This is a genomic window from Enterococcus mundtii (assembly GCF_002813755.1).
Taxonomy (GTDB): Bacteria; Bacillota; Bacilli; order Lactobacillales; family Enterococcaceae; genus Enterococcus_B; species Enterococcus_B mundtii.
In genome coordinates this window covers 1,522,498-1,547,241 of record NZ_CP018061.1, presented here as the reverse complement: position 1 = coordinate 1,547,241, position 24,744 = coordinate 1,522,498, and the positions used below count along the sequence as shown (strand labels likewise).

The 24,744-nt window shown below is 39.2% G+C and carries 24 protein-coding genes; all 24 read left to right on the top strand.

All coding sequences use genetic code 11. The features are described 5' to 3' along the window. Nucleotides 1-9: 9 nt before the first annotated feature. The 24 genes from EM4838_RS07400 to EM4838_RS07285 all read left to right on the top strand — a co-directional run bounded on the left by EM4838_RS07400 (nucleotide 10) and on the right by EM4838_RS07285 (nucleotide 24,462). A complete protein-coding gene (locus EM4838_RS07400) occupies nucleotides 10-768 on the top strand; it encodes a YdcF family protein (RefSeq protein ID WP_071867666.1) in 759 nt (252 codons plus the stop codon). Between the two features lie 137 nt (nucleotides 769-905). Next, nucleotides 906-2,240: a UDP-N-acetylmuramate--L-alanine ligase gene (gene murC / locus EM4838_RS07395; protein ID WP_034688780.1), complete on the top strand. Its 1,335-nt coding sequence runs from the start codon at nucleotides 906-908 to the stop codon at nucleotides 2,238-2,240. A gap of 336 nt (nucleotides 2,241-2,576) precedes the next feature. Beyond that, on the top strand, nucleotides 2,577-3,050 hold the full coding sequence (locus EM4838_RS07390) for a MaoC/PaaZ C-terminal domain-containing protein (protein ID WP_019722649.1): 474 nt from the start codon (nucleotides 2,577-2,579) through the stop codon (nucleotides 3,048-3,050). 1 nt (nucleotide 3,051) lies between these two features. Continuing rightward, a complete protein-coding gene (locus tag EM4838_RS07385) occupies nucleotides 3,052-3,732 on the top strand; it encodes a Bax inhibitor-1/YccA family protein (protein ID WP_034688779.1) in 681 nt (226 codons plus the stop codon). A gap of 308 nt (nucleotides 3,733-4,040) precedes the next feature. Continuing rightward, nucleotides 4,041-6,686 carry a DNA polymerase I gene (polA, locus tag EM4838_RS07380; protein WP_071867667.1) on the top strand — a complete coding sequence of 882 codons (2,646 nt, stop codon included), beginning with the start codon at nucleotides 4,041-4,043 and terminating at the stop codon, nucleotides 6,684-6,686. Nucleotides 6,687-7,086: 400 nt separating this feature from the next. Continuing rightward, nucleotides 7,087-7,923 carry a DNA-formamidopyrimidine glycosylase gene (gene mutM, locus EM4838_RS07375; protein WP_071867668.1) on the top strand — a complete coding sequence of 279 codons (837 nt, stop codon included), beginning with the start codon at nucleotides 7,087-7,089 and terminating at the stop codon, nucleotides 7,921-7,923. Next, nucleotides 7,896-8,516, top strand: coding sequence for a dephospho-CoA kinase (gene coaE, locus EM4838_RS07370; protein ID WP_071867669.1), 621 nt, complete (start codon nucleotides 7,896-7,898; stop codon nucleotides 8,514-8,516). Before mutM ends, coaE begins: the two co-directional genes overlap by 28 nt. Before the next feature lie 57 nt (nucleotides 8,517-8,573). Next, the gene (locus tag EM4838_RS07365; protein WP_071867670.1) at nucleotides 8,574-8,906 is read left to right on the top strand and encodes a CsbD family protein; all 333 of its coding nucleotides are present in this window, start codon (nucleotides 8,574-8,576) and stop codon (nucleotides 8,904-8,906) included. A 458-nt stretch (nucleotides 8,907-9,364) separates the two neighbouring features. After that, complete coding sequence (gene nrdR / locus EM4838_RS07360) at nucleotides 9,365-9,850, top strand: transcriptional regulator NrdR (RefSeq protein ID WP_071867671.1); 486 nt, start codon at nucleotides 9,365-9,367, stop codon at nucleotides 9,848-9,850. A 22-nt stretch (nucleotides 9,851-9,872) separates the two neighbouring features. Continuing rightward, entirely contained in the window at nucleotides 9,873-11,255 is a 1,383-nt protein-coding gene (locus tag EM4838_RS07355; protein ID WP_071867672.1) for a replication initiation and membrane attachment family protein, read from the top strand. Then, nucleotides 11,255-12,181 (top strand): primosomal protein DnaI, encoded by a 927-nt coding sequence (gene dnaI / locus EM4838_RS07350; RefSeq protein WP_071867673.1) that lies wholly within the window; start codon nucleotides 11,255-11,257, stop codon nucleotides 12,179-12,181. Before EM4838_RS07355 ends, dnaI begins: the two co-directional genes overlap by 1 nt. Nucleotides 12,182-12,364: 183 nt before the next feature. After that, nucleotides 12,365-12,796: a hypothetical protein gene (locus EM4838_RS07345; protein ID WP_071867674.1), complete on the top strand. Its 432-nt coding sequence runs from the start codon at nucleotides 12,365-12,367 to the stop codon at nucleotides 12,794-12,796. 221 nt (nucleotides 12,797-13,017) lie between these two features. Further along, entirely contained in the window at nucleotides 13,018-13,710 is a 693-nt protein-coding gene (locus EM4838_RS07340; RefSeq protein WP_071867675.1) for a tRNA (adenine(22)-N(1))-methyltransferase, read from the top strand. 1 nt (nucleotide 13,711) lies between these two features. After that, nucleotides 13,712-14,836 carry a Nif3-like dinuclear metal center hexameric protein gene (locus EM4838_RS07335; RefSeq protein ID WP_071867676.1) on the top strand — a complete coding sequence of 375 codons (1,125 nt, stop codon included), beginning with the start codon at nucleotides 13,712-13,714 and terminating at the stop codon, nucleotides 14,834-14,836. 15 nt (nucleotides 14,837-14,851) lie between these two features. After that, a complete protein-coding gene (gene pepT / locus EM4838_RS07330) occupies nucleotides 14,852-16,084 on the top strand; it encodes a peptidase T (protein ID WP_071867677.1) in 1,233 nt (410 codons plus the stop codon). A gap of 200 nt (nucleotides 16,085-16,284) precedes the next feature. Continuing rightward, nucleotides 16,285-17,187, top strand: a complete 903-nt coding sequence (locus tag EM4838_RS07325; protein ID WP_071867678.1) for a diacylglycerol/lipid kinase family protein — start codon at nucleotides 16,285-16,287, stop codon at nucleotides 17,185-17,187. Between the two features lie 13 nt (nucleotides 17,188-17,200). Beyond that, nucleotides 17,201-17,473 (top strand): DUF1294 domain-containing protein, encoded by a 273-nt coding sequence (locus EM4838_RS07320; protein WP_010735321.1) that lies wholly within the window; start codon nucleotides 17,201-17,203, stop codon nucleotides 17,471-17,473. A gap of 10 nt (nucleotides 17,474-17,483) precedes the next feature. Further along, nucleotides 17,484-18,536 carry a lysylphosphatidylglycerol synthase transmembrane domain-containing protein gene (locus EM4838_RS07315; RefSeq protein ID WP_071867679.1) on the top strand — a complete coding sequence of 351 codons (1,053 nt, stop codon included), beginning with the start codon at nucleotides 17,484-17,486 and terminating at the stop codon, nucleotides 18,534-18,536. 446 nt (nucleotides 18,537-18,982) lie between these two features. Further along, on the top strand, nucleotides 18,983-19,711 hold the full coding sequence (locus tag EM4838_RS07310; protein WP_065095944.1) for a GntR family transcriptional regulator, LSA1692 subfamily: 729 nt from the start codon (nucleotides 18,983-18,985) through the stop codon (nucleotides 19,709-19,711). 10 nt (nucleotides 19,712-19,721) lie between these two features. After that, entirely contained in the window at nucleotides 19,722-21,023 is a 1,302-nt protein-coding gene (locus EM4838_RS07305) for a Sapep family Mn(2+)-dependent dipeptidase (RefSeq protein WP_071867680.1), read from the top strand. A gap of 168 nt (nucleotides 21,024-21,191) precedes the next feature. Continuing rightward, nucleotides 21,192-22,139, top strand: coding sequence for a glycosylasparaginase (locus EM4838_RS07300; protein ID WP_071867681.1), 948 nt, complete (start codon nucleotides 21,192-21,194; stop codon nucleotides 22,137-22,139). A gap of 47 nt (nucleotides 22,140-22,186) precedes the next feature. Next, complete coding sequence (locus tag EM4838_RS07295; RefSeq protein ID WP_071867682.1) at nucleotides 22,187-22,522, top strand: PTS sugar transporter subunit IIB; 336 nt, start codon at nucleotides 22,187-22,189, stop codon at nucleotides 22,520-22,522. Nucleotides 22,523-22,597: 75 nt separating this feature from the next. Then, a complete protein-coding gene (gene celB / locus EM4838_RS07290) occupies nucleotides 22,598-23,950 on the top strand; it encodes a PTS cellobiose transporter subunit IIC (RefSeq protein ID WP_071867683.1) in 1,353 nt (450 codons plus the stop codon). 17 nt (nucleotides 23,951-23,967) lie between these two features. Then, nucleotides 23,968-24,462, top strand: a complete 495-nt coding sequence (locus tag EM4838_RS07285; RefSeq protein WP_071867684.1) for a GrdB-related putative oxidoreductase — start codon at nucleotides 23,968-23,970, stop codon at nucleotides 24,460-24,462. The last annotated feature ends 282 nt before the right edge of the window (nucleotides 24,463-24,744 follow it).

Sequence of the window (24,744 nt, the reverse complement as noted above, 5' to 3'; positions counted from 1 at the left end):
AGAAATAGAATGACAGGTGAACGATCAAGAAATGCAGACTGGAATTGCTTATTGGATTTTTTAGCCGACCCTGGCCCACAGGAGTGTTCGGAACTAAAAGCACCTACACTGATTTTAGCGGGGAATTGTCTGCCCGTCCTAGTAGATGAAGCAGCAAAGGCGTACTTGAATCAGCAGGTTGAGCAAATCGTTTTAGTTGGTGGGATCGGACATGCGACGAAGTATCTCTATAAAAATTTTGAAAAACAAGGATTCTTATTTGAACAAGGTTTAAGTGAAAGTGAGATTTGTGCCCGCTATTTGCTTGAAAAATATGAGTTACCAAAACAGGCGCTATTGTTAGAAACAGAGTCAACCAATTGTGGCGAGAATGCTTCATTTTCTTACAAGTTATTAAAAGCACAGGGCCCATTACCTGGACGTGTTCTTTTAATGAATGATCCGACCTTGCAACGGCGGACAAAGGCGACTTTTGAGAAGGAATGGAATAATGAGTCTGTACTTTTTTATAATTATGTACCGATACTTCCACAAGTGACAGAAAGTACCAAGGGATTCAACTTCTCTGATCAAAGACTAAATGACTTGTGGCCTTCTGATTATTTCCAAGCCTTAGTGTTTGGAGAAATGGTTCGTTTGAAAGATGATGCCCAAGGTTACGGACCTAATGGAACGGGATTTATCGGTCATGTCGACATCCCAGATGAAGTGTGGTCTGCTTATTTACGTCTCTTAGCGATGAATGAAAAAGTTTCGCTAAAAAGGTAATAAGAGCCCTAATATTCAAGGAACTAAAGATCATCCGAATAAATTTGGTTGAAATTTTTTATCGTTTATAAGATAATGGGTTTCGTGTTGAATGTATGAATAAAATAATGGATGATAGTTAAGAGAAGAGGATTCAAATGAAAAATCAAGAAAATTTGTACCACTTTGTTGGTATTAAAGGCTCAGGCATGAGCTCTTTGGCACTTGTATTACATGAAAAAGGATTAAACGTTCAAGGATCAGATATCGAAAAATATTTCTTTACCCAAAGAGATTTAGAAAAAGCCAATATCCCGATCTTGCCGTTTGATGCAGAAAACGTCAAACCAGGAATGATCGTGATCGCCGGTAATGCTTTTCCAGATTCACACGAAGAGATCCAACGTGCAAAAGAGCTTGGATTAGAAGTGATCCGTTACCATGATTTTATTGCAGATTTTATCCAAAATTATACGAGTATCGCTGTCACTGGTTCCCATGGGAAAACAAGTACGACAGGTCTATTATCACATGTATTGACAGGGATTCGTCCGACAAGTTACTTGATTGGTGACGGCACTGGTCATGGTGATCCAGAGGCAGAATTCTTTGCTTTTGAAGCATGTGAATATCGTCGCCACTTTTTAGCTTACTCTCCTGATTATGTGATCATGACGAATATCGATTTTGATCATCCTGATTATTATACAAGTATCGATGATGTTTTCTCAGCTTTCCAAACGATGGCAAAACAAGTCAAAAAAGCGATCTTTGCTTACGGAGATGACGACTATCTAAGAAAGTTAGAAGCGGATGTTCCGATCTATTATTACGGTATGAATGAAGATGACGATATCCAAGCACGTAATATTGAACGTACGACAACTGGTTCAGCTTTTGATGTGTTCCATGGCGAAGAATTTGTTGGACACTTTACAGTTCCAGCATTTGGCAAACACAATATTTTGAATGCACTTGGTGTTATCGCAGTTGCCTACTTCGAGAAGTTAGACGTGAAAGAAGTTGCTGACGAAATGTTGACATTCCCTGGAGTGAAACGTCGTTTTAGCGAGAAAATCGTGGCTGATATGACAGTCGTTGATGACTATGCTCACCATCCAGCTGAAATCAAAGCAACTATTGATGGCGCTCGTCAGAAATATCCAGACAAAGAAATCATTGCAGTCTTCCAACCACATACATTTACTCGTACGATTGCCTTGATGGATGAATTTGCCGAAGCCTTAGATTTAGCTGACCGAGTGTATCTATGTGATATTTTTGGTTCTGCCCGTGAAGAACAAGGGGACGTTAAAATCGAAGACCTAGGGGCAAAAATCAAAAAAGGTGGTCAAGTAATCAAAGAAGATAACGTTTCACCGTTATTAGACTACCATGAAGCAGTGATTATTTTCATGGGTGCTGGTGATGTTCAAAAATTTGAACAAGCCTATGAAAAATTATTGAGTAGTACAACGAAAAACGTTCTTTGATCAGTTAAGTGAATAAAAGAAGTTAGCGTCAAAAGGGATTGTCAGGTGGCAGCCCCTTTTGACGTTTATTTGTGGGTGATGGGTAGTTCGTTTTCAGTAATGTTTCGCCTGCTTATAGTGACCGTACGTATTCGATCGAATTAAGAAATCCTAAAGTATCCAGACAAAATACGAACGGTTTTTATTCAACTATGCTATAGTCTACAATAAATAATGTACGATCATCGAAGTGATTGCTTACATAAGTGAAAGACCAAAGCATGTTCTGTAACTTGCGTTTTTTGTATGATTTGGTACAATTGGTACGAATGAATAAATAAACTGGAGGGTTTAAACTTGAACATAAGTAAACCGCGTAAATTAGGAAAAACAATCAATGAAATCGAGGAAGGTGACTCGTTATCTTTAACAGAATCAATTGAAGATAATCAGTTATTATTGTATTTAGGATTAACAAACGATGCCAACCCTTTATATATCCAACATGATTTTGCACAGAAAACGGAATATCATCAACCCATTGTTCCAACTGTGATGCTAATGGGAATCATAACAAGTGCAGTGTCCAAACACTTGCCTGGTCCAGGTTCTCATGTGGTGAATTTTTCAGCTAATTTTGTCGAGCCGGTTTTTCATTATGAAACATTGACTTTTCAGTTTGAAGTCATTCGAGTGGATAAGATGAAAAATGTTGTGACTATTTCAGTGGAGGCCACGAATACACAAGACAATCGTGTATTAGATGCGGTAGTCATGGTACAACCACCAGAATTAGAACAAGAATTAACTCTTGAAAGTGAAGGTGAATAAGATGAACAATCAAATCATATCAAATAGTATCAACCGCTTTTATGCGAAAGTCTACGGATTTTTAGGAATCGGTCTAGCACTGAGTGCGATCACTTCCTATTTAGCGATCCAAGTCTTTCCTTATCAAGTAGCAAGTTTCATCAATAATTTTCCATTAGGTTTTATGGGATTATGGATCGTCCAAATCATTTTGGTTTTAGTTTTAGGAGCAAAAGCACAAAAAAATCCAAGCTTAGCAATCGGTGGATTTATCGCATATTCCTTGTTGAACGGTATAGTTTTAGCTGTTACATTAGCTTTCTATGATATCGGAACGATCACGACTGCTTTTATTTCAGCAACTGGGATGTTCATTGGGATGTCAGCAATCGGGATGTTCACTAAAAAAGATCTAACAGGTGTGGGTCGTGCCGGTATGGCAGCATTGATCGGTGTGATCATTGCGATGGTCTTGAATGTTTTTATTTTAAGAAGTAGTGCAGTTGAATTGTTCATCTCATTACTACTTGTCGTGATTTTTGCAGGTATCACTGCTTATGATAACCAAAAGATCGCAAATGTATATGTCCAATCAAATGGACAAGCAAATAGTGGGATTGCCGTATTCTTGGCACTTCAACTATATCTAGATTTCATCAACTTGTTCTTGGCATTCTTACGAATCTTTGGACGTAATAACTAAGCAATAAACGAAGAGCAAGATAAAAATATCTCTCATATGAAAAGAAAGAATCCACAGAATTTGATCGTCAAATTCTAGTGGGTTCTTTTTTTGGTCATCGATACCAGTAAGCACTATTATTTTATTTTTATCCTAAATTACTTTGTTTGCCATCTAGGATAAACGGTATTCAAAAAGTAACACTGATGTCTTCTACCTTAGTACGTACCGCTTTTCTAACAACCTTTTGCCTGTCCGTTTTTTCTTTTCGCATTCTTTGGCATTCTTTGTTAGAATGAGAATGAACTTTATAGTAAGGAGTTAAGCGGATGACTAAAAATAAATTATTGCTCGTTGACGGAAATAGTGTGGCCTTTCGTGCATTCTTTGCGTTGCACAATTCGTTGGAACGTTTTAAAAATCGTAATGGGTTGCATACAAACGCAATCTATGCGTTTCATAATATGTTTGAAAATGTCATGCAAAAAGAACAACCAACCCATGTTTTGGTTGCTTTTGATGCGGGGAAAACAACATTCCGAACAGAAATGTACGCAGAATACAAAGGTGGCCGTTCAAAGACACCGGGAGAATTCAAAGAACAAATGCCTTATATCCGTGAGCTTCTAACCGGTCTAGGGGTGAAGTATTACGAGTTGCCGAACTATGAGGCAGACGATATCATTGGTACTTTAGCAGAAAAAGTGGATAAAGAAACATTCGATGTAGTTGTCTTGTCCGGTGACCGAGATTTAACACAATTGGCATCAAAAGAAATCAAAGTCGATATCACTGTGAAAGGTGTAAGTGATATTGAAAGTTATACGCCAGAACATGTGGCGGAAAAATATGATGGACTTACACCGAAACAAATCATCGATATGAAGGGATTAGCAGGGGATGCTTCAGATAATATCCCTGGCGTAACAAAGATCGGTGAAAAAACAGCGATCAAATTATTGAATCAATATGGCTCTGTGGAAGGGATCTATGAACATATCGACGAAATGAAACAAAGTAAGATGAAAGAAAATCTGATCAATGACAAAGAGCAAGCTTTCTTGTCTAAAAAATTAGCAACGATCGATACCGATGCGCCGGTAGAAGTTGATATTGACTCCCTTGCCTATCAAGGGAAAGACTTAGATAAACTGGTGCCTTTCTTCAAGGAAATGGATTTCAAACAATTCCTTGCTAAATTAGATGTGGTCGAAGAACAAGTAGAAATGAAAGATATTTTGTTTGAAGTGGTCCATGAATATGATGAAAGCATGTTCCAGACAAATATGGCTTTATATGTCGAGATGATGGGCGACAACTATCATACAGAAGACATCGTTGGTGTGGCTTGGGGAACACCAGAGAAAATCTATGTGACAAATGACTTAGCGATTTTTGAAAATGAAGCCTTTCTTTCATGGATCGGGGACAAGACTCGCCTGAAAAATGTATATGATGCTAAGCGTACGTATGTGGCATTGAACCGCTATGCAACGAAATTACAAGGGATCGACTTTGATGTCTTACTAGGTGCATATTTATTGGATACGAACGAGAAAAGTGAGGACATCGAAGGGATAGCGTCACATTATGGGTACCACGATATTCAATCGGATGAAGCAATCTATGGAAAAGGCGCGAAGAAAGGTCTACCAGAAGATGAAGAAGTTTTCTTTGCCCACCTAGCACGTAAAGTTTCAGCAATCAATGGCTTGACACCTAAACTAAGTCAAGAATTAGCAGAAAAAAATCAAGAAGATCTTTTCCGAAAAATGGAATTACCTTTGTCGATCATCTTGGCTGAAATGGAAATCAGTGGGATCAAAGTGGATGCGACTCGTCTTCAAGAAATGAAAATCGAATTTTCGGATCGATTGAGAGAGATCGAACGAAAAATCTATGAAGAGGCTGGAGAAGAATTCAATCTAAACTCACCCAAACAATTAGGTGTCATCCTTTTTGAAAAGATGGGTCTTCCAGTGATCAAAAAAACCAAGACAGGGTATTCGACTGCGGTTGATGTCTTAGAACAATTGCGTGAGCAAGCACCGATCGTTGATGATATTTTGATTTATCGACAAATCGCTAAAATCCAATCGACCTATGTCGAAGGTTTACTGAAAGTGATCCAATCGGACGGGAAAGTCCATACTCGCTATGTTCAAACATTGACGCAGACAGGCCGTTTGAGTTCAGTTGATCCCAACTTACAAAATATTCCGATCCGTTTAGATGAAGGTCGCAAGATCCGTCAAGCATTCGTTCCTAGAAATGAAGATTGGTTGATCTATTCTTCTGACTATTCTCAGATCGAATTACGTGTATTGGCGCATATCTCAGATGACGAGCATTTAAAAGCTGCCTTTTTAGAAGGACAAGATATCCATTCAAGTACAGCAATGCGTGTGTTCGGCATTGAAAAAGCCGAAGACGTGACACCAAATATGCGTCGTCAAGCGAAAGCAGTCAATTTCGGAATCGTTTATGGAATTTCTGATTATGGGTTATCACAAAACTTAGGCATTACTCGTAAAGCGGCTCAACAATATATCGATACGTACTTTGAAAAATATCCAGGTGTCAAAGAATACATGGAGCGTATCGTTCGTGAAGCGAAAGATCAAGGTTTTGTTGAAACGTTATACCATCGTCGTCGTTATTTACCCGACATCAATTCAAGAAACTACAACATTCGTTCATTTGCTGAACGAACAGCGATCAATACACCAATCCAAGGAAGTGCGGCGGATATCCTGAAAATCGCCATGATCGAATTAGACAAACGCTTGAAAGAATCGGACTTGCAAGCGACGATGTTGCTTCAAGTGCACGATGAATTAGTCTTTGAAGTGCCAGAAAGTGAATTAGAGAGGTTAGATAAATTAGTCAGCGAAGTAATGGAACAGGCGGTTGCTTTACATGTTCCATTGATCACAGATAGCAGTTGGGGCAAAACATGGTATGAAGCAAAATAATTCTTTACTTTTATACTGACAGACAAACTTTGAGGGAAGCACTTGGATCGGGTTCGTTCGATGCGGGAGTAGATTGTGACTGAAATATCCAGCTCCGAGAATAAGGCGAGAAACCCGAAAATTGTTTTTTAAATTTTTGGGTTTCTTAGCTTATTCCTGAAGGAGTTGTTTCTGGAGTACCGTTTATCAAGGTTGTGATAAACGCATTTTGACCTGAGCCGTAAGATAGAAAATAAAAAAATAGTTTTTTATATTTTACAATTTTATTGCGTAATGTTGAAGGTCAGCTTCTGGAACACCGTTTATTCGGTTTTAAGCTCAGGAACAAAAAAGATTTTATTTCTGTCCCAAATAAGTTCAATTTAAATCAAATAAGTGAAAAATGTAGGTGAGAAAAAGCATGCCCGAATTACCAGAAGTTGAAACTGTCCGAAAAGGATTAGAAAAATTAGTGAAAAACAAAAAAATCAAAAACGTTCAAGTGCTGTGGCCGAGAATCATTGAACAACCGGAGGTACCAATTTTTGAAGCAACGTTAATTGGTGAAACCATCGAATCGATCGGTCGTAGAGGGAAATTTTTGATTTTTCACTTGAGTCATTATGAAATGATTTCCCATTTACGGATGGAGGGAAAATATCAATATTTTGAAAAAGAAGAACCAATCGATAAGCACACACATGTGATTTTCTCTTTTGAAGATGGCAGCCAATTACGATACCACGATGTACGAAAATTCGGTCGGATGACGATTGTTGAAAAAGGGGCGAGCAATACCTATAAAGGGATCTTGAAATTAGGTCCAGAACCTTTACCAGATTTGTTCTTGTTGAAAGACTTTACCTTAGGACTACAAAAGTCACACAAAGCTATCAAACCTTTGTTACTTGATCAAAAGTTGGTCACAGGACTAGGAAATATCTACGTAGATGAAGCATTATGGGAAGCGAAGATCCATCCAGAGCAACCAGCTGATTCTTTACGCCCAAAAGAAATCAAATTACTCCGTCAAGCAATCATTGATGTGTTGTCACGAGCAGTTGAAGCAGGGGGGACAACGATCCGAAGTTATCTCAATGCGTTAGGTGAGTCAGGGAGTTTCCAAGTGGCTTTACATGTCTATGGACAGACAGGAGAAGCATGTGTTCGTTGTCAAACACCAATCGTGAAAACGAAAGTTGCGCAAAGGGGGACGCACTATTGTCCAACATGTCAGAAATTAAGAATACCCAAGTAGGATTTGTTTTAGGTTTGACAGGAGGAATTGCGACAGGCAAGAGTACTGCCGCTGCTATTTTCCAACAATATGGCTTTCCAGTAATTGATGCCGATCAAGTGGCAAGAGCGGTCGTTGAACCGGATACGCCAGGACTTCAAGCGTTGGTTCAAGCGTTCGGCAAGGAGATCCTCCAACAGGATGGTCGCTTAGACCGGGCAAAACTTGGACAATTGATTTTCGGCTCTGTCACCGCTCGTGAGCAATTGAATCAAGTATTAGATCCATTTATCCGTGGGAAAATCACTGAAGAAATCATAGAGAAGAAAGTAAAATATCCGCTGATCGTCGTCGATATTCCATTATTATTTGAGGGACAGTATGATACACAAATGGATGCCGTCGCAGTGGTCTATATTCCAGAATCCCAGCAGATCGAACGTTTGATGGTACGCAATCAATTATCAAAAAAAGACGCAGAACAACGGGTGAAAAGTCAATTGTCGATCGAGGAAAAAAAACGACGTGCGGATATCGTGTTCGATAATCGTCAAACCAAGGAAGATTTATCCGCTGAAATCAAAAAATGGTTGTTACTTAATCGCTTTCTTTGAGTAAATCGCAACATTTTGCTATGCTATTTATATAAAGAAAGAGGGGGAGATGATACGATGGGTACATTCAAAAACCAAAAAGACAAAGTAGTAGGTTCTGCGAAAGAAAAGATTGGTGAGATTCTCCACAAAGAAGACTTACAGGAAAAGGGCCAGATCCAAGCAGAAGAAGGTAAAATCCGTGAAGATGAATACCGGGCGAGAATTGCTGAGTTAGAAGACCAACATGTCGAAAAAGAAGCCAAACGCCAAGACTTAACAACAGAACGCAAAGATCCAGAGACAAGTCCTGAAGAAAAACAAGCCCCCCAATTCGATCATCGTTCAACAGAACAAAAAATCGAAGAAGAACGAATGAAACATTATACGGGAATCGAAGATAAACTATAGAGATTACCCAATCATTTAGTAAAACAGAAAATCCAAAAGAAACAGGCTGGTGCTTAACGCCAGTCTGTTTTCGTTCGTTGAGATGAAAACACAACAAATCTTTCAGTTCAAGCGATTTTTTAACTGGGACAGTCGCATTGCTTAATTGTTTCATGTTATACTAAAGTTAGTAATAAGAAAACGTTTATTACGATCCACTTGAATTAGTTCAATAAAAAATCAGTGGGAAAAAATCTAACACAATTAAGCAGTGAAGTTGTAAAAATTATTTTGACCTGAGCAATAAGATATAAATTGAAAAAGTCCTTTTCATATTTTATAATTTTTAAGCTTAGTGTGAAAATCAGCCTTTTTAACACCAATGATTCATAGTAGGTGGAAGAGTTAACTGATGGAACAACTTCATTTGGTACATTCAAATAAGCGATCAAACTACACCAAGAGAGGTGAAAATTACGATGAGATGTCCTAGATGTCAACATAACAACTCAAGAGTGATCGATAGTCGTCAAGCTGACGATGGTCGAGCGATAAGAAGACGCCGGGAGTGCGAAAAATGTTCCTTCCGTTTTACGACCTTTGAACGAATTGAAGCGGCACCTTTATTAGTTATCAAGAAAAATGGTGAACGGGAAGAATTCAATCGTGACAAGATTTTACGTGGATTGATCCGTTCTGCCGAAAAACGTCCAGTAGCGATGGAACAAATGGAACAGATCGTCAATCATGTTGAAAATCGTGTAAGAAGTCTTGGCGAAAATGAGGTTTCAACTAATCTGATCGGCGAATACGTCATGGAAGATTTAGTGAACTTAGATGAAATCGCCTATATTCGTTTTGCGAGTGTTTATCGTCAATTCAAAGATATGTCTGTCTTTTTGAAAGAATTACAAGACATTGTTGATAAAGCCAAAGATTCGGGTAATAGTGAAAATGATGCGTAATTAATAAAGGAGGGAGCATTCCTTGGAAAATGCGTGGAAAGAATTACAACCGAAAAATATTTACCAAGGAAGAAAGAGCAGTCCTTTAAAAGAAGAAGGAAAGTCAGCCTTGTTATCCCTTTACCAACCATTGATCGGGGGAGAAGCGTTGAGTCTTTACTTGACGTTGTACTCGGAGATCTCGTTAGAAACTGGCGTAGGTCCTGAAGGATTACACGCCGATTTATTGAGTAGTCTAAGTTGTGGATTACCACAATTTTATGAGGCGCGAAAAAAACTAGAAGGAATCGGTCTTTTAGAAGTCTATTTCAAAAAAGATGAAAATTTGGGCAATTGTTTTCTTTATGAGTTGTTAGAACCGATGGACGTTCCTGCGTTTTTCAATGATACGTTACTTTCTTTTTTACTTCTAGAAAAAGTTGGTGAACGTCGATTCAACCAATTGACAGAGTTATTTAAGCCAAAAAATCTTTCGCATGAAGGCTATCAAAAAATTACTAAGAAGTTTTTGGAAGTCTATCGGTTCAATGAAACAGTCTATGCAGCAAACCAAGAACAAGTGGAATCGATCCAGCAAAAATTCACACCTGTTGAACCCAAATCATTGATAGCAGATTCAGACTCGTTTGACTGGACGTTTCTGACCGATTGGTTGAAGAAACAACACATCAATCAGTTGACAGAACCAGTCCTTCAACAAGTGAAAACATACCAACAACTCTATGGCTTTGATGAACTGACATTAGGAGAGTTGATTCTACAGTCGTTTGATTTTACGACAGAAGAAGTATCTTTAAAAGAACTTCAACGGATCGTCTTGCTACGGCAGCAACAGCAGAATGCGTTGCGACAATCGAGCAACACTCTGGATACCGATCAGCCTGCTGAAACTGGTGTCCCTGTCAATCAGGCGTTGCCTAGTGCTGCACAACAATTGATCCAAGTCGCACGACAAACCCCACCGATGCGTTATCTCGAAGCGATAAAAAAAGAAAAAGGCGGGTATGTTTCCAAACAGGAAAATTGGTTGTTGCAAGATTTGGTCACCCAATCCGGTCTGTCTAGCAGTGTCATCAACATTTTGATCAACTATGTGTTAGTCATAAAAAACCATGCGAGCTTGAATGCGAGCTTCGTGAATACGATCGCCAATGAGTGGGCGCAAAAAAAAATCAGTACGCCAGAAGATGCGATTGAGCATCTCCATACATTGAGTACGAAAGCAAAGCAACCAAAAGCGACAAAACAAAACAACACGTCAAATTATCGACGAAACGTAAGGCGAGAAAAATTGCCTGATTGGGTCAATCAACCAAAAGACGAAACGCAAATCAGTACAGAGAAAAAAGCCGAGATCGATCGTCGCTTCAAAGAGTATCTGGCTAAAAAGGAAGGTGAGAGCTAATGGAAGATGTAGGAAAAGAACTGAAGAAAATCATCAGTAAACGCAACTACCAAGAAAAGTATTCCGAGATGATTGCTGAAGTTTTGAATGATGCGGATGTTCAAGCCTTTCTATCAGCCCATCAAGACCGATTGACGCAAGCGGATATCGAAAAAAGCTATGCCAAACTCTATGAGTATGTCCAAGAAAAAAGAAAATATCAAACGAACGATCCAACGATGATCGCTCCCGGATATGAACCAAAATTGACATTGAATTTCCACTATGTCGATGTCACCTATGTGCCGACAGAAGCACTCTTAGCTCGTCAAAAACAAGAAGAGATCAAGAGTCGTGTGAAAGCAATGGATATGCCCAAAGACATCCAATCTGCTTCCTTTGAAAATTTCGAACGAACAGATGGACGTGGCTATGCAAGCTTAGAAGCATTAGACTTCGTTGAACAATATTCAGCTGATCCTAAAAACTTCCACAAAGGGTTGTACTTGGTCGGAAGTTTTGGTATCGGGAAAACCTATCTTTTAGGTGCAACAGCGAAAGAACTGGCAATCAAAGGATTCACCACAACGTTGGTTCATTTCCCAACATTTGCTGTTGAAATGAAGCAAGCCATCGGCAAAGATCAAGTGGCTGAGAAGTTAGATGCGGTGAAGAAATCGCCGATCTTGATGATCGATGATATTGGAGCGGATGCGATGAGTAGTTGGATCCGTGACGAAGTATTTGGTGTCATCCTACAGTATCGGATGCAAGAACAATTGCCAACATTCTTTTCTTCAAACTTCACGATGAACGAATTAGAACAACATTTGACGGTGACACAACGAGGCGATGAGGAACCGTTGAAAGCCAAACGGATCATGGAACGAATCCGCTATTTGACAAAAGAAATCGAAATGACAGGCCGAAATCGTCGAAATGGCTAATGCCAGCAATTGATTTTTACAGAAACAGGTTGGAGTATCTACTCAACTGTCACTGTTTTTCACCTTTTCAATAAAAATTCATAAAATGAACAAAGTTAAGATGAAACGAATCCATGGACTTGAAGAAATAACCGGATGGAATCATCAAAGCAGTAACGCAAGAAATTACACGGAGGATGTATGATGAAAGCTATTTTAACTGGTCTAGTTGCTGCCGGTCTCGTGTTTGCATTGGCAGGCTGCGGCAACGAAGAAGGAAGTACAGGTTCAATCGATTCGATCAATGCAGAATCGACAGTGGAAACAGATAGTTCTACCGAACAAAAACAAAGTGTGTTTACAGGTACGATCGAAAGCTTCGGCGAAGCGGAAGGTGATGTGTACCAAATCACCGTCAAAGATGTAGAAGAAATAGAAGATCCAGCAAATATCGGTACGTCCTTCAGCAATGATGGAGTGATCTTGAATGCTTCAGTGGATCAAATCACTGGTGGTGTCGATTCCTTAAAAGAAGGAGAAAAGATCGAATTTAAATTGGTAGAAATGGCGGTCATGACGATGTCGATCCCTCCACAAGTTCCTGGAAATTCGATCATTGAGATCACTGTCCAATAAAAAAGAATCAATTGAAATCTTTTGATTACTTGTTAAAAAAAGACTGGGATATTTTCCCAGTTCTTTTTTCTAGTGAACATAAACTAATGTTATGATAGGGACAAGAACAATAGTTATCCAAAAAGCGTAAATAAGTAGGATAACTTTAATAAGTAAGTGTTTGTCCAAAGTCATGACAAATTGGATGCTATCCAAACATTCAGTAGTTAAGGAGTGGAAAAATGAATCACACAGAGTTATCGAAACGTCTTGAAACTGTCGGACGTTTTGTACCAGAAGCTGCTCGTTTAGCAGATATCGGTTCAGATCATGCGTACTTACCCGTCGCATTGATGCTCAAAGGAAAAATCGACTTTGCTGTAGCCGGAGAAGTCGTTAAAGGACCTTTTGAATCGGCAAAACGACAGGTGATGAAAAATGGACTGTCTGAGCGAATTGAGGTACGCTTGGCCAATGGATTAGATGCCATCGAAAAGCATGATCAAATCAGCGCGATCACGATTGCTGGCATGGGAGGCTCTTTGATTCGTGACATCTTAGAAGCTGGTCGGCAAAACCAGCGCTTATCGGGAGAAGAACGTTTGATTCTACAGCCCAATATTGGCGAAAAAACGTTACGAACGTGGCTGAAAGAAAATAACTATCAGATCATTGCAGAAGAAATCATCGAAGAAAACAAAAAGATCTATGAGATCATCGTAGCTGAAAAGAAAGAACAGCCCATTGACTATTCTGAAAAAGAGCTGATGTTCGGGCCATTCTTACTCGAAGATAAAAACGCTACTTTTTCGGCAAAATGGCAACGGGAGCTCAAACAACGTGAAGTGATCTTAGAGCAATTAAAAAATGCGAGTGAACAAAACAGATATGAGACAATCCAACAAGAGGTGGAATGGATCAAGGAGGTTTTATGACATGTCCATTAAAGCACAAGATTTCATCAAAAAATTTGAAAGCTATTGCCCGCAATGGTTAGCGGAAGAAGGCGATCCAGTTGGGTTGCATATTGGCACTTTGGACAAACCGATCCAACGTGTGATGATGACTTTAGATGTCCGACCAGAAGTGGTGGCAGAAGCCATTGAGAAAAAGATCGATCTTTTGATTGCAAAACATCCCCCGATTTTTAGACCAGTCAAACGTTTGATCACTGATTCTCCACAAGAAAAAATGTACGCTGATTTGTTGAAACATGATATTGCAGTCTATGCAGCCCACACAAACATGGATATCATTGAAGATGGGTTGAACGATTGGTTTTGTGAGCAATTAGGAATTGAGGTCACAGGTCATCTTGTTCAAACGCATGAACGTGGCTACAAAAAATTGATCAGTTATCTTCCAGTGGAGGATGCTCCGCGTTTAAGAGCTGCCTTGGCAAAAGCGGGTGCCGGAGAACAAGGAGAGTATGATAGTACAAGTTTTACCTCGATTGGCCAAGGTCGATTCCGTCCAAAAGCTGGAGCGAATCCAACAATTGGTGAAGTCGGCCGTGGGGAACAAGTCCAAGAAGCCAAAGTCGAAGTGATCTTCCCAGAAAATATAGAAGAGAAAGTCTTACAAGCGATGTTTGCAGCACATCCATACGAAGAGCCGGCATTTGATTTGTTCTCGATCGATGCACCAGTTAAAACCTGGGGATTAGGTCGCATTGGGGAACTAGCAAAAGAACAGAGCTTGGATGATTTCGCAGCCCATGTAAAAGAAGTTTTTCAATTGGAAGGTTTACGTGTGGTTCGCCCAACGACAAGCCCACAAAAAATGATCAAACGAGTCGCTATTTGTGGTGGGAGTGGTGAGAAGTTTTATCCCGCAGCCTTGGCTCAAGGAGCGGATGTCTATATTACTGGCGATATTTATTTCCATACAGCGCAAGATATGCAAAGTGCGGGATTAGCTGCAATTGATCCTGGCCATTATATCGAATCATTGTGTAAGGAAAAATTTGTAGAGAAATTTGAAAAGTGGAAAAACGAAGAGAATTGGACGGTTGACTTTTTTGTTTCAGAAACATCGACCAATCCATTTGAATTTAAATAAAAAGGAGAGTCATTTATGTACGAGAACTTATTACCCCGATTTTTAAGATATGTCAAAACGGAAACACAATCCGATCCAACAAGTCGTACTACGCCATCTACGCAAACGCAAGTAGAGTTTGCGCAAGTCTTGAAAAAAGAATTAGAAGATCTAGGCTTGTCTGATGTAACATATAATACAGAAAACGGTTTTGTGATTGCTACACTACCTAGTAATATCGATCATGACGTACGTTCGATTGGTTTTATTGCTCACATGGATACAGCTGATTTCAATGCAGTAGGCGTAAATCCTCAGATCATTGAAAATTATGATGGAGAATCAACGATCGTTTTAGATAAAGAAGGGCGCTTTACATTGAATGTCAAAGATTTCCCTAATTTAAAAAATTATGATGGCCATACATTGATCACAACTGATGGTACGACATTATTAGGCGCAGATGACAAAGCGGGTATTGCAGAAATCATGACAGCTATGGAGATTTTGTTGAAAAATCCTTCCATTCCTCATGGGGAGATCAAAGTCGCTTTTGGTCCAGATGAAGAAATCGGAGTTGGTGCGGACAAATTTGACGTAGAACAGTTCAACGTGGATTTTGCTTACACGATCGATGGTGGACCTTTAGGAGAGCTACAATACGAAACGTTTAGTGCAGCGCAAGCAAACATCACGATCCAAGGGAAAAATGTCCATCCTGGTACAGCGAAGAATACAATGATCAATGCTTTACAAGTAGCGATCGACTTCCACAATGAATTACCAGCTGATGAAGTTCCTGAAAAAACAGATGGTTATGAAGGATTCTTCCATTTGATGGCTTTGAATGGAAGTCCAGAAGAGGCGAAAATGAGCTATATCATCCGTGACCATAAACGTGAGTCATTTGAAGCAAGAAAAGCAATGATTACAAGCATTCAAGAAAAAATGAATCAACGGTTTGACCAAGAGCGTATTCAAGTAGAAATGTATGATCAATACTACAATATGCGTGAAATCATCGAAAAGGATATGAGTATCGTTGATCTAGCTGAAAAAGCAATGATCGATTTAGACATTAAGCCAGTGATCGAACCAGTACGTGGTGGGACAGATGGCTCAAAAATCTCTTATCTGGGGATACCAACACCAAATCTATTTGCGGGTGGCGAAAACATGCACGGACGTTTTGAATTTGTGTCCCTACAAGTCATGGAAAAAGCGACAGATGTCATTGTTAAAATCGCGGAGTTGAATACGCAGGTGTAATCGATCCGTTTCATTGATAAAAAAGATTAAATTTCAACCAATAATCTCACATTATTGGTTGATTGCTACACTGCATTGACATATGATTGATTCGAGGCTATTTTAGTCAGTGCTCGAATCACTGTTCATGGGGGAGGGTGAGCGTTTATTTCGCATCCACTCCCTTTGTTTTTTGCAGGAAAGTAGGAGGAATATGGTTTATGAAGAAGTTACTGGTATTTTATAACAAAAGTTCAGGAAAGGATGAAGGGGAACAATTAGCAGAATGGTTCAAAGAGTATGTCGCAAAACATCGACCAGAACTAGAGGTTTATCTAACGGAAACTGGACCGTCGATCAAAGATGAAACATTGAGAGAAAAAGCAAAAGAACATGAGGTAGATACACTAGTCATCATTGGTGGTGATGGCACGATCCACCATATCATCCAAGCATTCCAAGATGAATTAGACCATTATCGTGTTGGCTTATTACCTGGTGGAACGATCAATAACTTAGCGAAAGTGTTAGGCATTCCTTTTGAGAAAGAAGAAGCTGCAGCGATGATGTTAGAGGAATCGATCCGCAAAATCGATTATGGGAAAGTGAATGATAAAGTAGTCATTTCTACTTTGACTATTGGCATATTAGCCGATACAGCGGTCTGGATCAGCCAAAAAGAGAAGCAAAAATACGGTTCATGGATCTTTATCAAACGTTTCGTGAAATTATTGCTAAAAAAGAAAAAATATCATTTAGATATCAAGACGGAAGAAGCGCATTGGAAGGGAAAAGCACAGTTGTTGACGATCACGATGTCCAACTCAGTAGGCGGTTTTACTGGTTTTGATGATTCCGCTGCGCCAGATGATGGCAAGTTCCACATCACCATCGTTCCTTCATTAGATTTTTTCCGGTTTGCATTTTATCTCCCACGTATGATCAAAGGTAAGATCTATTCTGTTCCTGGCATCAAATATCTGACAGCTAGTCAAGTCAATATCCAGGCACGAGAAAAGAAAGTGACAACTCGGACGGATGGTGACACTACAGATGACTTACCGATCGAATTAAAAGTCATCCCAGAAGGTATAACGATCTACGTACCAAAAGAAGAGCAATAATTGGAGGAAGTTGATGGAAGTATTGATGCATAATCCCTTATGGTTTTACTTATTCATTGTGAATGTTTATCTATTTGGCTTGATGGGTTATGATAAACGTCAGGCAAAAAAAGGCGCTTGGCGTGTACCAGAAAGTAATTTGTTGTTTGTTAGCTTGTTAGGCGGTGGTTTGGGCGGTTTGTTCGCACAACGCATATTCCGTCACAAAACTAAAAAAAAGAAGTTCACGATCGTTTTCATGTTAGGAATCATGATTGATCTCGTCTTGATCTATTTTTTCCATTAAGGAGTCGTACATGTCTACTAAAGGAACAAAAATCAAAATCATCATTAATTTATTATTATTGACTATTATTCTCGCTATTATTTATTATTTGATCAACCAATCTTTTGCGGATATTTTCAAAGAGTTGCTTTCAACAAGTGTCCAAGTGCTTCTGGCGATGTTTTTTTTCGGTACACTTTATCAAATTGTAGAAGGTCGCTCAATCAAAGAGATCGCCAAGCCGTTTTCCAAATCTTTCAGTACAAGTGATGGGTTCTGGACGTCTTGTTATATTGCCTTTTATCGGATCGTCTCATTTGGAACGGGTACACTGATCTCAGAAATTTATTTTTACAATAAAAAAGGGCTGAAGTTTTCTCAAGGAGCAGGAGTCACTGCCTTGCATATGATTATGTATAAATTAGCGGTGATCACTTATGCAGTCATTGGCTTGATCGTTCAATTTTCTTTGTTCTACGAAAAGGCACCCAATATGATTTGGTTTATCATTGCTGGGATCATTTTGACGGCTTTGATCATTTTATTTCTTGTGACCGTCTCCGTCAGTTTGAATCTTCAAGTTTTTTTCGTCAAAGTGTCCAATCGTTTATTCAAAACTGAACGTTTACGTCACTGGGTCGATACGTGCAACAGCCAGATCTATTCACTGAGAGAAACGGTACAAACGATCATCCAAGACCGCACCGCATTGATCAGGATCTATTGTTGGAACCTGCTAAAACTACTCTGTTGGTATGTGATGCCTTATCTGTTTTTAGTAGAAAACCATCCACATCTTGATTTTCTTTTGACATTTTCATTTATTAGCTTTGCAGTGGTTTTATCAGGAGTCTTACCAACTCCTGCAGGCATTGGCTCGTTTGAATTTGTCTATCTATTGCTCTTTCGACCTGTAGTTGGAACGTTGGATGCTGTTTCTTCCTTATTACTTTACCGATTTGGCTCGTTCATCTTGCCATTCATTTATGGTTTTTTCTATGTGATTGCAGAAAGACGGAATATCTTACGTCAAGAGATCCATGAAGTAAAGGCAGAAAAAAAGCGTACAAAGGGGAAAATTTAAATAATTTGAACAACTTTCAAGTAAAATTTAAATGGAGAATCAGTCTGAGCTGAAAATGCTTAGATTGATTCTTTTTTCGTTTGTTAAAAAATATCTGTTCAACAATTGTTTTCACGCAGAATAGGCTAGACGTTGCTATCTCTCAAACAAAACAGTCCCTCGAAATGTATGGAAGAAACAATCAACACCGGTAGGGTAAAATTAAAATCCCACGATTAGTTGCTGAAAGTCTATACTTAATGGTATATACTATATATAAAATCAATCGAAAACTTAGCTTTCGACAAGAAAGATTTTCTTGATTTTACTCATCCTACAAGCAGGATAAAAAACGATAGAAGTTGCTCTTTCATTTTGGACAGTTCAACTTTTAGACGTTTGACTTTTGATGTCAGAATGAATCGACTGTTTGATGAATGATATGTAGTTAGAAAGTAGGTAATAAAGTGAAAAAACAAGCGGTTTTCCAAGATATAGCTGAAAAAATTGCACAACGAGTCAATGATGGAACTTACGTGACCAGTCAAAAGTTGCCTTCAGATTATGATTTAGCGGAAGAATTTCAATGCAGTCGACTGACAGTACGCAAAGCAATTGATCTTTTGATCAGTCAAAATATTTTAGTGAAAGAAAGAGGAAAAGGAACTTATGTCATGAAGCAACCGAAGATCCAAAGCGGTTCCGGTGGCTTACAAAGTTTTACTGAAACTGCCAAGGCTCAAGGAAAAAAGACACGGACAGAAGTATTGCAAGTTGAGATCGTAAAAGAAGTACCGTTGAAGATTCGCCAGATGTTCGCTGACTATGGAAATGAAGCAATGGTATATCTGTCTCGTTTACGTTACTTTGATGATGAACCAATGACAGTAGAAAACCTCTATATACTAAAACGTTATTTGCAAAATGAAAGTGGTGAACTTCCTCAAGCTCAGCTGGCATCTTCATTATATGAAATAATTGAAGAGAACATTGAGATTGGCTACGCGCATCAAGAAGTCGAAGCAGTCATAAGTCCCCCAGATATTGCCAAGTTATTGCATGTATCAGAAGATGATCCAATGCTTCTCGTCCATTCGATGACTTATTCCCCTTCTGCTAAACCGATATTGTTCGACACGTCTTTTTATCGTGCAGATCAATATACGTTTAAAAATACATTGATACGTCAAAAATAAGAGGTGAAAAATGGATCAAATCAACACAGCAATCGAAGAGAATTGGCTAGATTTTCTGGATTTACTCAAACAAGTCATGCAAGTTCCTAGTGTTAAGTCAGTACCTGGACCAGGAGCTCCCTTTGGTAAAGAAGCACGCTCGGTTCTTTCTTTGGTCATGGACAAAAGTGCCGGGTATGGGTTCCAAACAAAAGTAATCGATGATGCGATCGGCTATGCCCAGTGGGGGAATGATGGAAGTGATTATATCTGGGTCCTGGGACATCTTGACGTGGTTCCTGCTGGTCAAGGATGGGAGTTTCCGCCGTTTGATCTCAGTGAGAAAAAGGGTCGTTTTTATGGTCGAGGAATATTAGACAACAAAGGGCCTATCATGTGTTGTCTGTATGGCATGAAACTATTAAAAGACCTAGGACACCAGCCAAAAAAGAATCTTCGGATCATCTTTGGAACGGATGAAGAAAGTGGCATGTCAGATATTTCTCATTACTTAGCCGAGGAAAGCCCTCCGTTATTCGGGTTCACGCCCGATTGTAAATATCCTGTGGTCTATGGCGAACGTGGGATCGTAAATGTGGTACTCCACTTTACTTTACCCGAAGAGGAACATCAACAAATCAGTCGATTCGAAGGGGGCCAGTTCCGTGATCATGTTCCAGACCAACTGCACGTGAGAATTGCCAAAAAAGAAATAAGTGCCAGTGGTAAACGAGCACCAAGTAACGCGCCTGAGTTAGGAGAAAATGCTATCACGATCTTGGTGTCAAAACTAGCTGAAGAACGAATGATCACGCCAATTGCACAGGGTTATTTTCGCTGGATTTGTCAAAGCTTTCATCAAAAACATTTTGGAGAAGGGATCGATTTAGCGTTTGAAGACGAAGATTCAGGCAAGTTGATTTTGACACCTGTTGTGCTACAAAAGTCTCCAGAAGGCTTGCTATTAGAAATTGCCTTACGTTACCCGGTGACCGTATCAGAAAAACAAGTCGTGTCACGTTTGAAAAACCAATTGCCTCTAGGTGTTGATTTAGAAGTGGTTCGTAGTATTCCTGGATTTTGTCGGACAGAAGAGCAAAAAAAAATCGATACACTGTCAATGATCTATCATCAAGTCACCGGTAATGATCCTAAACCAGTGACAACAACAGGCGCCACGTATGCGCGTAAAATGCCGAATATCTTAGCATTTGGTCCTTCATTTCCAGGGCAAAAAGGGATTGCGCATACGGCGAACGAATACATGGATTCCGCAGATTTGCGAACAAATTTAGAAATCTACATGCGCAGCCTCCAAGCATTAACAGAATAAAACATTCAGATAGAACGAACAATTGAAAAATAAATTTCACGTAAAACGAGTTTCTAATAAAACGATGAGTTTTAAAAAGAAACTCGTTTTTTAGTATAGACATAATAGTATATACCATATAGAATATACTTGAAAGCGCTACAAATGTTAGGTGATGGAGGGAAAGAAATGTGGGGAATGATTGCAACTTGGCGCATGGCACATGAAGGTGTCTTGGCGGCTAAACAACAATTAGAAGCACAGTTTTCATGTAAAGATGCTGTGGAAACGGCGATCAAAGTGGTAGAAGATTATCCATTTTATAAATCCGTTGGTTATGGTGGGTTACCAAATGAAAAAGGAATCGTAGAAATGGATGCTGCTTTTATGGATGGAGAAACATTTAAGATTGGTGCAGTTGCAGGGATTACTGATGTAGCCAATCCGATTTCTGTTGCTCGGCAATTAAGTGATGAAAAATTCAATAGTTTTCGAGTAGGACAGGGAGCAACAGAATATGCAATGCTATCTGGTTTTGAACGAAAAAATATGTTAACAGCACGTGCAAAAAAAATCTGGGAACAACGAGTAAAAGAAATCGCTACGTTGAATTTAGATCCTTACGATGGCCATGATACGGTCGGGGTTGTCGCGCTCGATACGCAACAACAGATGGCAGTAGGAACATCCAGTTCCGGTTTGTTTATGAAAAAACATGGACGTGTAGGAGATTCGCCATTATCTGGTTCGGGATTTTATGTGGATAGTACGATTGGCGGTGCGACAGCTACAGGCTTAGGGGAGGATCTTATGAAGGGCTGCCTCTCTTATGAAATCGTTCGATTGATGGGGAATGGATTTACGCCACAAGCGGCTTGTGATCGAGCCGTTTATGGATTTGATGAGCGATTGCGCAAACGTTATGGCAAAGCGGGGGCGTTCTCGTTAGTAGCATTAGATAAATATGGCGAATGGGGGGTAGCTACGAACGTTGAATTTACATTTAGTGTCGCAACGATGGCTCAAGAACCAGCAATTTTTATGGCCAATCCTGGTCCAGATCAGACGACAGTGATCACACCAATCACACAAGCATGGCTTGATGCCTATGAAGCACGTATCAAAGCACCAATTTAACAGCGAATCGGATAAACGGTTAACAAGAATAAAATGGAGGAATAAATATGACAACTAAAAAAATTTATTTGTTTTGTGAAGCAGGAATGTCAACAAGTATTATGGTCAATAAAATGATGGAGGTCGTCAAAAAACACAAAATGCCATTAGAAATTGCCGCTTTTCCTGCGATCCATGCGGAAGAAAAAGTCGCACAAGAAAAACCTGTGGCTATTTTATTAGGGCCTCAAGTCCGTCATTTAGCGAGTAAAATGAAAGAAACGTTTGACCCAATGGGGATACCTGTTGGCACGATTGCTCCAGAAACATATGGCATGATGGACGGGGAAAAAGCGTTGAAAGATGTCTTGGGCTTGATCAAAAAATCAAAAGCGCCAAAGTAGCTTAATAAAATGGGATTTCAATCGAAAAATTGTGTCCTCAAACAAAAATAAAGCAGCTGGATGGGAGGAAGAAACATGCAAAAATTTTTGGATTGGTTAGAACGTGTGTTAACACCAATGGCGAAAACAATCGGTGAAAATAAGTATTTGATTGCGATTCGTGATGGTTTTTTGCTATCAACACCCTTACTGATTGTAGGATCGCTCTTTTTAGTTTTGACTAATTTTCCAATTCCAAATTGGAATGAAACGATGAGCCATTTTCTCGGAGATAACTGGGCAACGATGTTGAATATGCCTGCCACGGCAAGTTTTGATATTATGACGATTTTAGCGGTTGGGGGTATTGGATATAGTCTGGCAAAACAATTTAAAGTAGATGCCATGCAAGCGGCAATTATTTCATTGGTCGCTTTTTTTATAGTGACCCCTTTTACAACCCTATTTACACCAGAAGGCTCCACTGAAGTCTATGAAGTAGGAAGCTTGCCATTACGTTGGATGGGTTCTAGCGGCCTGTTCTTAGGGATGGTCGTGGCTTTGGTTGCTACCCGATTGTTTGTCGCTTTATTACGTAAAGGTTGGACGATCAAAATGCCTGAAGGTGTGCCACCAACCGTCGTACAATCCTTTGAAGCGTTGATCCCAAGTTTTGTGATTGTTACTCTTTTTATGATTGTCAATTGGTTAGCAAATCTAACCTCATATGGTAATTTACAAGAAATACTATTTAAGTTCCTACAAACTCCTTTACTTAGCTTAGGAAATACTCTAGGCGCGATGATCATAGCCTACTTATTCTTGCATTTTTTTTGGTTTTTCGGTATCAACGGTTCGAGTGTAGTTGGGGCAGTATTCAATCCGATTTTACGAGCACTATCCGTTGAAAATTTAGATGCCTTCAAAAATGGCGCAGATATACCAAATATCATCACAGGTCAATTTCAAGATATGTTTGCTACTTTTGGTGGTGGAGGATCTACGCTTTCATTGATTTTAGTCATGATACTAGTATGCAAAAGCCAACGAGTAAAAAAACTGTCGCAATTGTCACTAGTACCAGGGATTTTTGGAATCAATGAACCGATTATTTTTGGATTACCGATTGTCTTAAATCCAGTCTTACTTATTCCATTTGCACTTGTACCCACGATCAATATTATCATTTCCTATTTTTGTATGGAGGTAGGTTTAGTTAATTATACGAATGGTATTCAACTACCATGGACAACGCCACCGATCATTTCTGGTTTTTTAGTTAGTGGTTGGCAGGCATCTGTTTTGCAAGCATTACTGATCCTATTAGGAATGGCTATTTATTATCCTTTTATTAAAGTGCTAGATAATCAGTATTTAAAAGAAGAAGCAGAGGCGGTACAGGAAGAAGAAGAAATCGATTTTGATGAATTCGATTTTGATGATTTATAGGAAAAGAGGCCATAGGAATGAAAAAAATAGTCTTGATTCTCAATCATTTGACTGCAGGCTTGGGCAGTGATGAAAATGCCCAGCTACCTCCTGGGGGCAAAAAAACATCTCTTGGACCAGGGCGTACCTTAAATCCACTTTTTCAAGAACACGATACAGAAATCATTGCTACATTGTATTGTGGTGATCAGTATTATCTTGATCACCAAGAAGAGGTAAACAAAAAATTTATAGGTTTTGCTAAAAAAATGGGTGCAGATGCTGTTCTTTGTGGTCCCGCGATGCATTATGCTAATTTTGGCATGATGGCGGCCCAATTAGCCTTGGTTTTCAGTGAACAAGGAATCCCAAGTGTAGCTGCGATGTCTGAAGAAAATCCTGCCTTTGTACGCTATGCTAAAAAGATCAATATAATAAAAATGCCTAAAAAAGGCGGAATTGGTTTAAATGATTCATATAAAAATATCAGCTACTTTATTTCAGCGCTCACTCATCAAAATCAATCCTCATGACTTGATTTTGATGAATCAACTAGTTTGTGCTAAGCAATCATCAGAAATAAATACCTCTAGGTCGGAATATAACCAGCCTCTAGAATGAAGGGTAACAACCACGGAATCGTTCTGTAAATGACTGTGGTTGTTGCCCTAATTTTATAGAGGTTTCTTTTTTTTGCCGTTTATTTGGTATAGAGTGACAGACAACATTTACTGTCACTTTTGTCTCAAATTTTTTTGATAATCCTGAGTATAATCTTTGACCAAAGCTGACCAAATGAGTATAATAATCATGTA

Coding starts and splice junctions, on each gene's coding strand:
- EM4838_RS07400 (WP_071867666.1), top strand. CDS start 10: ATGACAGGTGAACGATCAAGAAATGCAGACTGGAATTGCTTATTGGAT.
- murC (WP_034688780.1), top strand. CDS start 906: ATGAAAAATCAAGAAAATTTGTACCACTTTGTTGGTATTAAAGGCTCA.
- EM4838_RS07385 (WP_034688779.1), top strand. CDS start 3,052: ATGAACAATCAAATCATATCAAATAGTATCAACCGCTTTTATGCGAAA.
- polA (WP_071867667.1), top strand. CDS start 4,041: ATGACTAAAAATAAATTATTGCTCGTTGACGGAAATAGTGTGGCCTTT.
- mutM (WP_071867668.1), top strand. CDS start 7,087: ATGCCCGAATTACCAGAAGTTGAAACTGTCCGAAAAGGATTAGAAAAA.
- coaE (WP_071867669.1), top strand. CDS start 7,896: ATGTCAGAAATTAAGAATACCCAAGTAGGATTTGTTTTAGGTTTGACA.
- EM4838_RS07365 (WP_071867670.1), top strand. CDS start 8,574: ATGGGTACATTCAAAAACCAAAAAGACAAAGTAGTAGGTTCTGCGAAA.
- nrdR (WP_071867671.1), top strand. CDS start 9,365: ATGAGATGTCCTAGATGTCAACATAACAACTCAAGAGTGATCGATAGT.
- dnaI (WP_071867673.1), top strand. CDS start 11,255: ATGGAAGATGTAGGAAAAGAACTGAAGAAAATCATCAGTAAACGCAAC.
- EM4838_RS07345 (WP_071867674.1), top strand. CDS start 12,365: ATGAAAGCTATTTTAACTGGTCTAGTTGCTGCCGGTCTCGTGTTTGCA.
- EM4838_RS07340 (WP_071867675.1), top strand. CDS start 13,018: ATGAATCACACAGAGTTATCGAAACGTCTTGAAACTGTCGGACGTTTT.
- EM4838_RS07335 (WP_071867676.1), top strand. CDS start 13,712: ATGTCCATTAAAGCACAAGATTTCATCAAAAAATTTGAAAGCTATTGC.
- pepT (WP_071867677.1), top strand. CDS start 14,852: ATGTACGAGAACTTATTACCCCGATTTTTAAGATATGTCAAAACGGAA.
- EM4838_RS07325 (WP_071867678.1), top strand. CDS start 16,285: ATGAAGAAGTTACTGGTATTTTATAACAAAAGTTCAGGAAAGGATGAA.
- EM4838_RS07320 (WP_010735321.1), top strand. CDS start 17,201: ATGGAAGTATTGATGCATAATCCCTTATGGTTTTACTTATTCATTGTG.
- EM4838_RS07315 (WP_071867679.1), top strand. CDS start 17,484: ATGTCTACTAAAGGAACAAAAATCAAAATCATCATTAATTTATTATTA.
- EM4838_RS07305 (WP_071867680.1), top strand. CDS start 19,722: ATGGATCAAATCAACACAGCAATCGAAGAGAATTGGCTAGATTTTCTG.
- EM4838_RS07300 (WP_071867681.1), top strand. CDS start 21,192: ATGTGGGGAATGATTGCAACTTGGCGCATGGCACATGAAGGTGTCTTG.
- EM4838_RS07295 (WP_071867682.1), top strand. CDS start 22,187: ATGACAACTAAAAAAATTTATTTGTTTTGTGAAGCAGGAATGTCAACA.
- celB (WP_071867683.1), top strand. CDS start 22,598: ATGCAAAAATTTTTGGATTGGTTAGAACGTGTGTTAACACCAATGGCG.
- EM4838_RS07285 (WP_071867684.1), top strand. CDS start 23,968: ATGAAAAAAATAGTCTTGATTCTCAATCATTTGACTGCAGGCTTGGGC.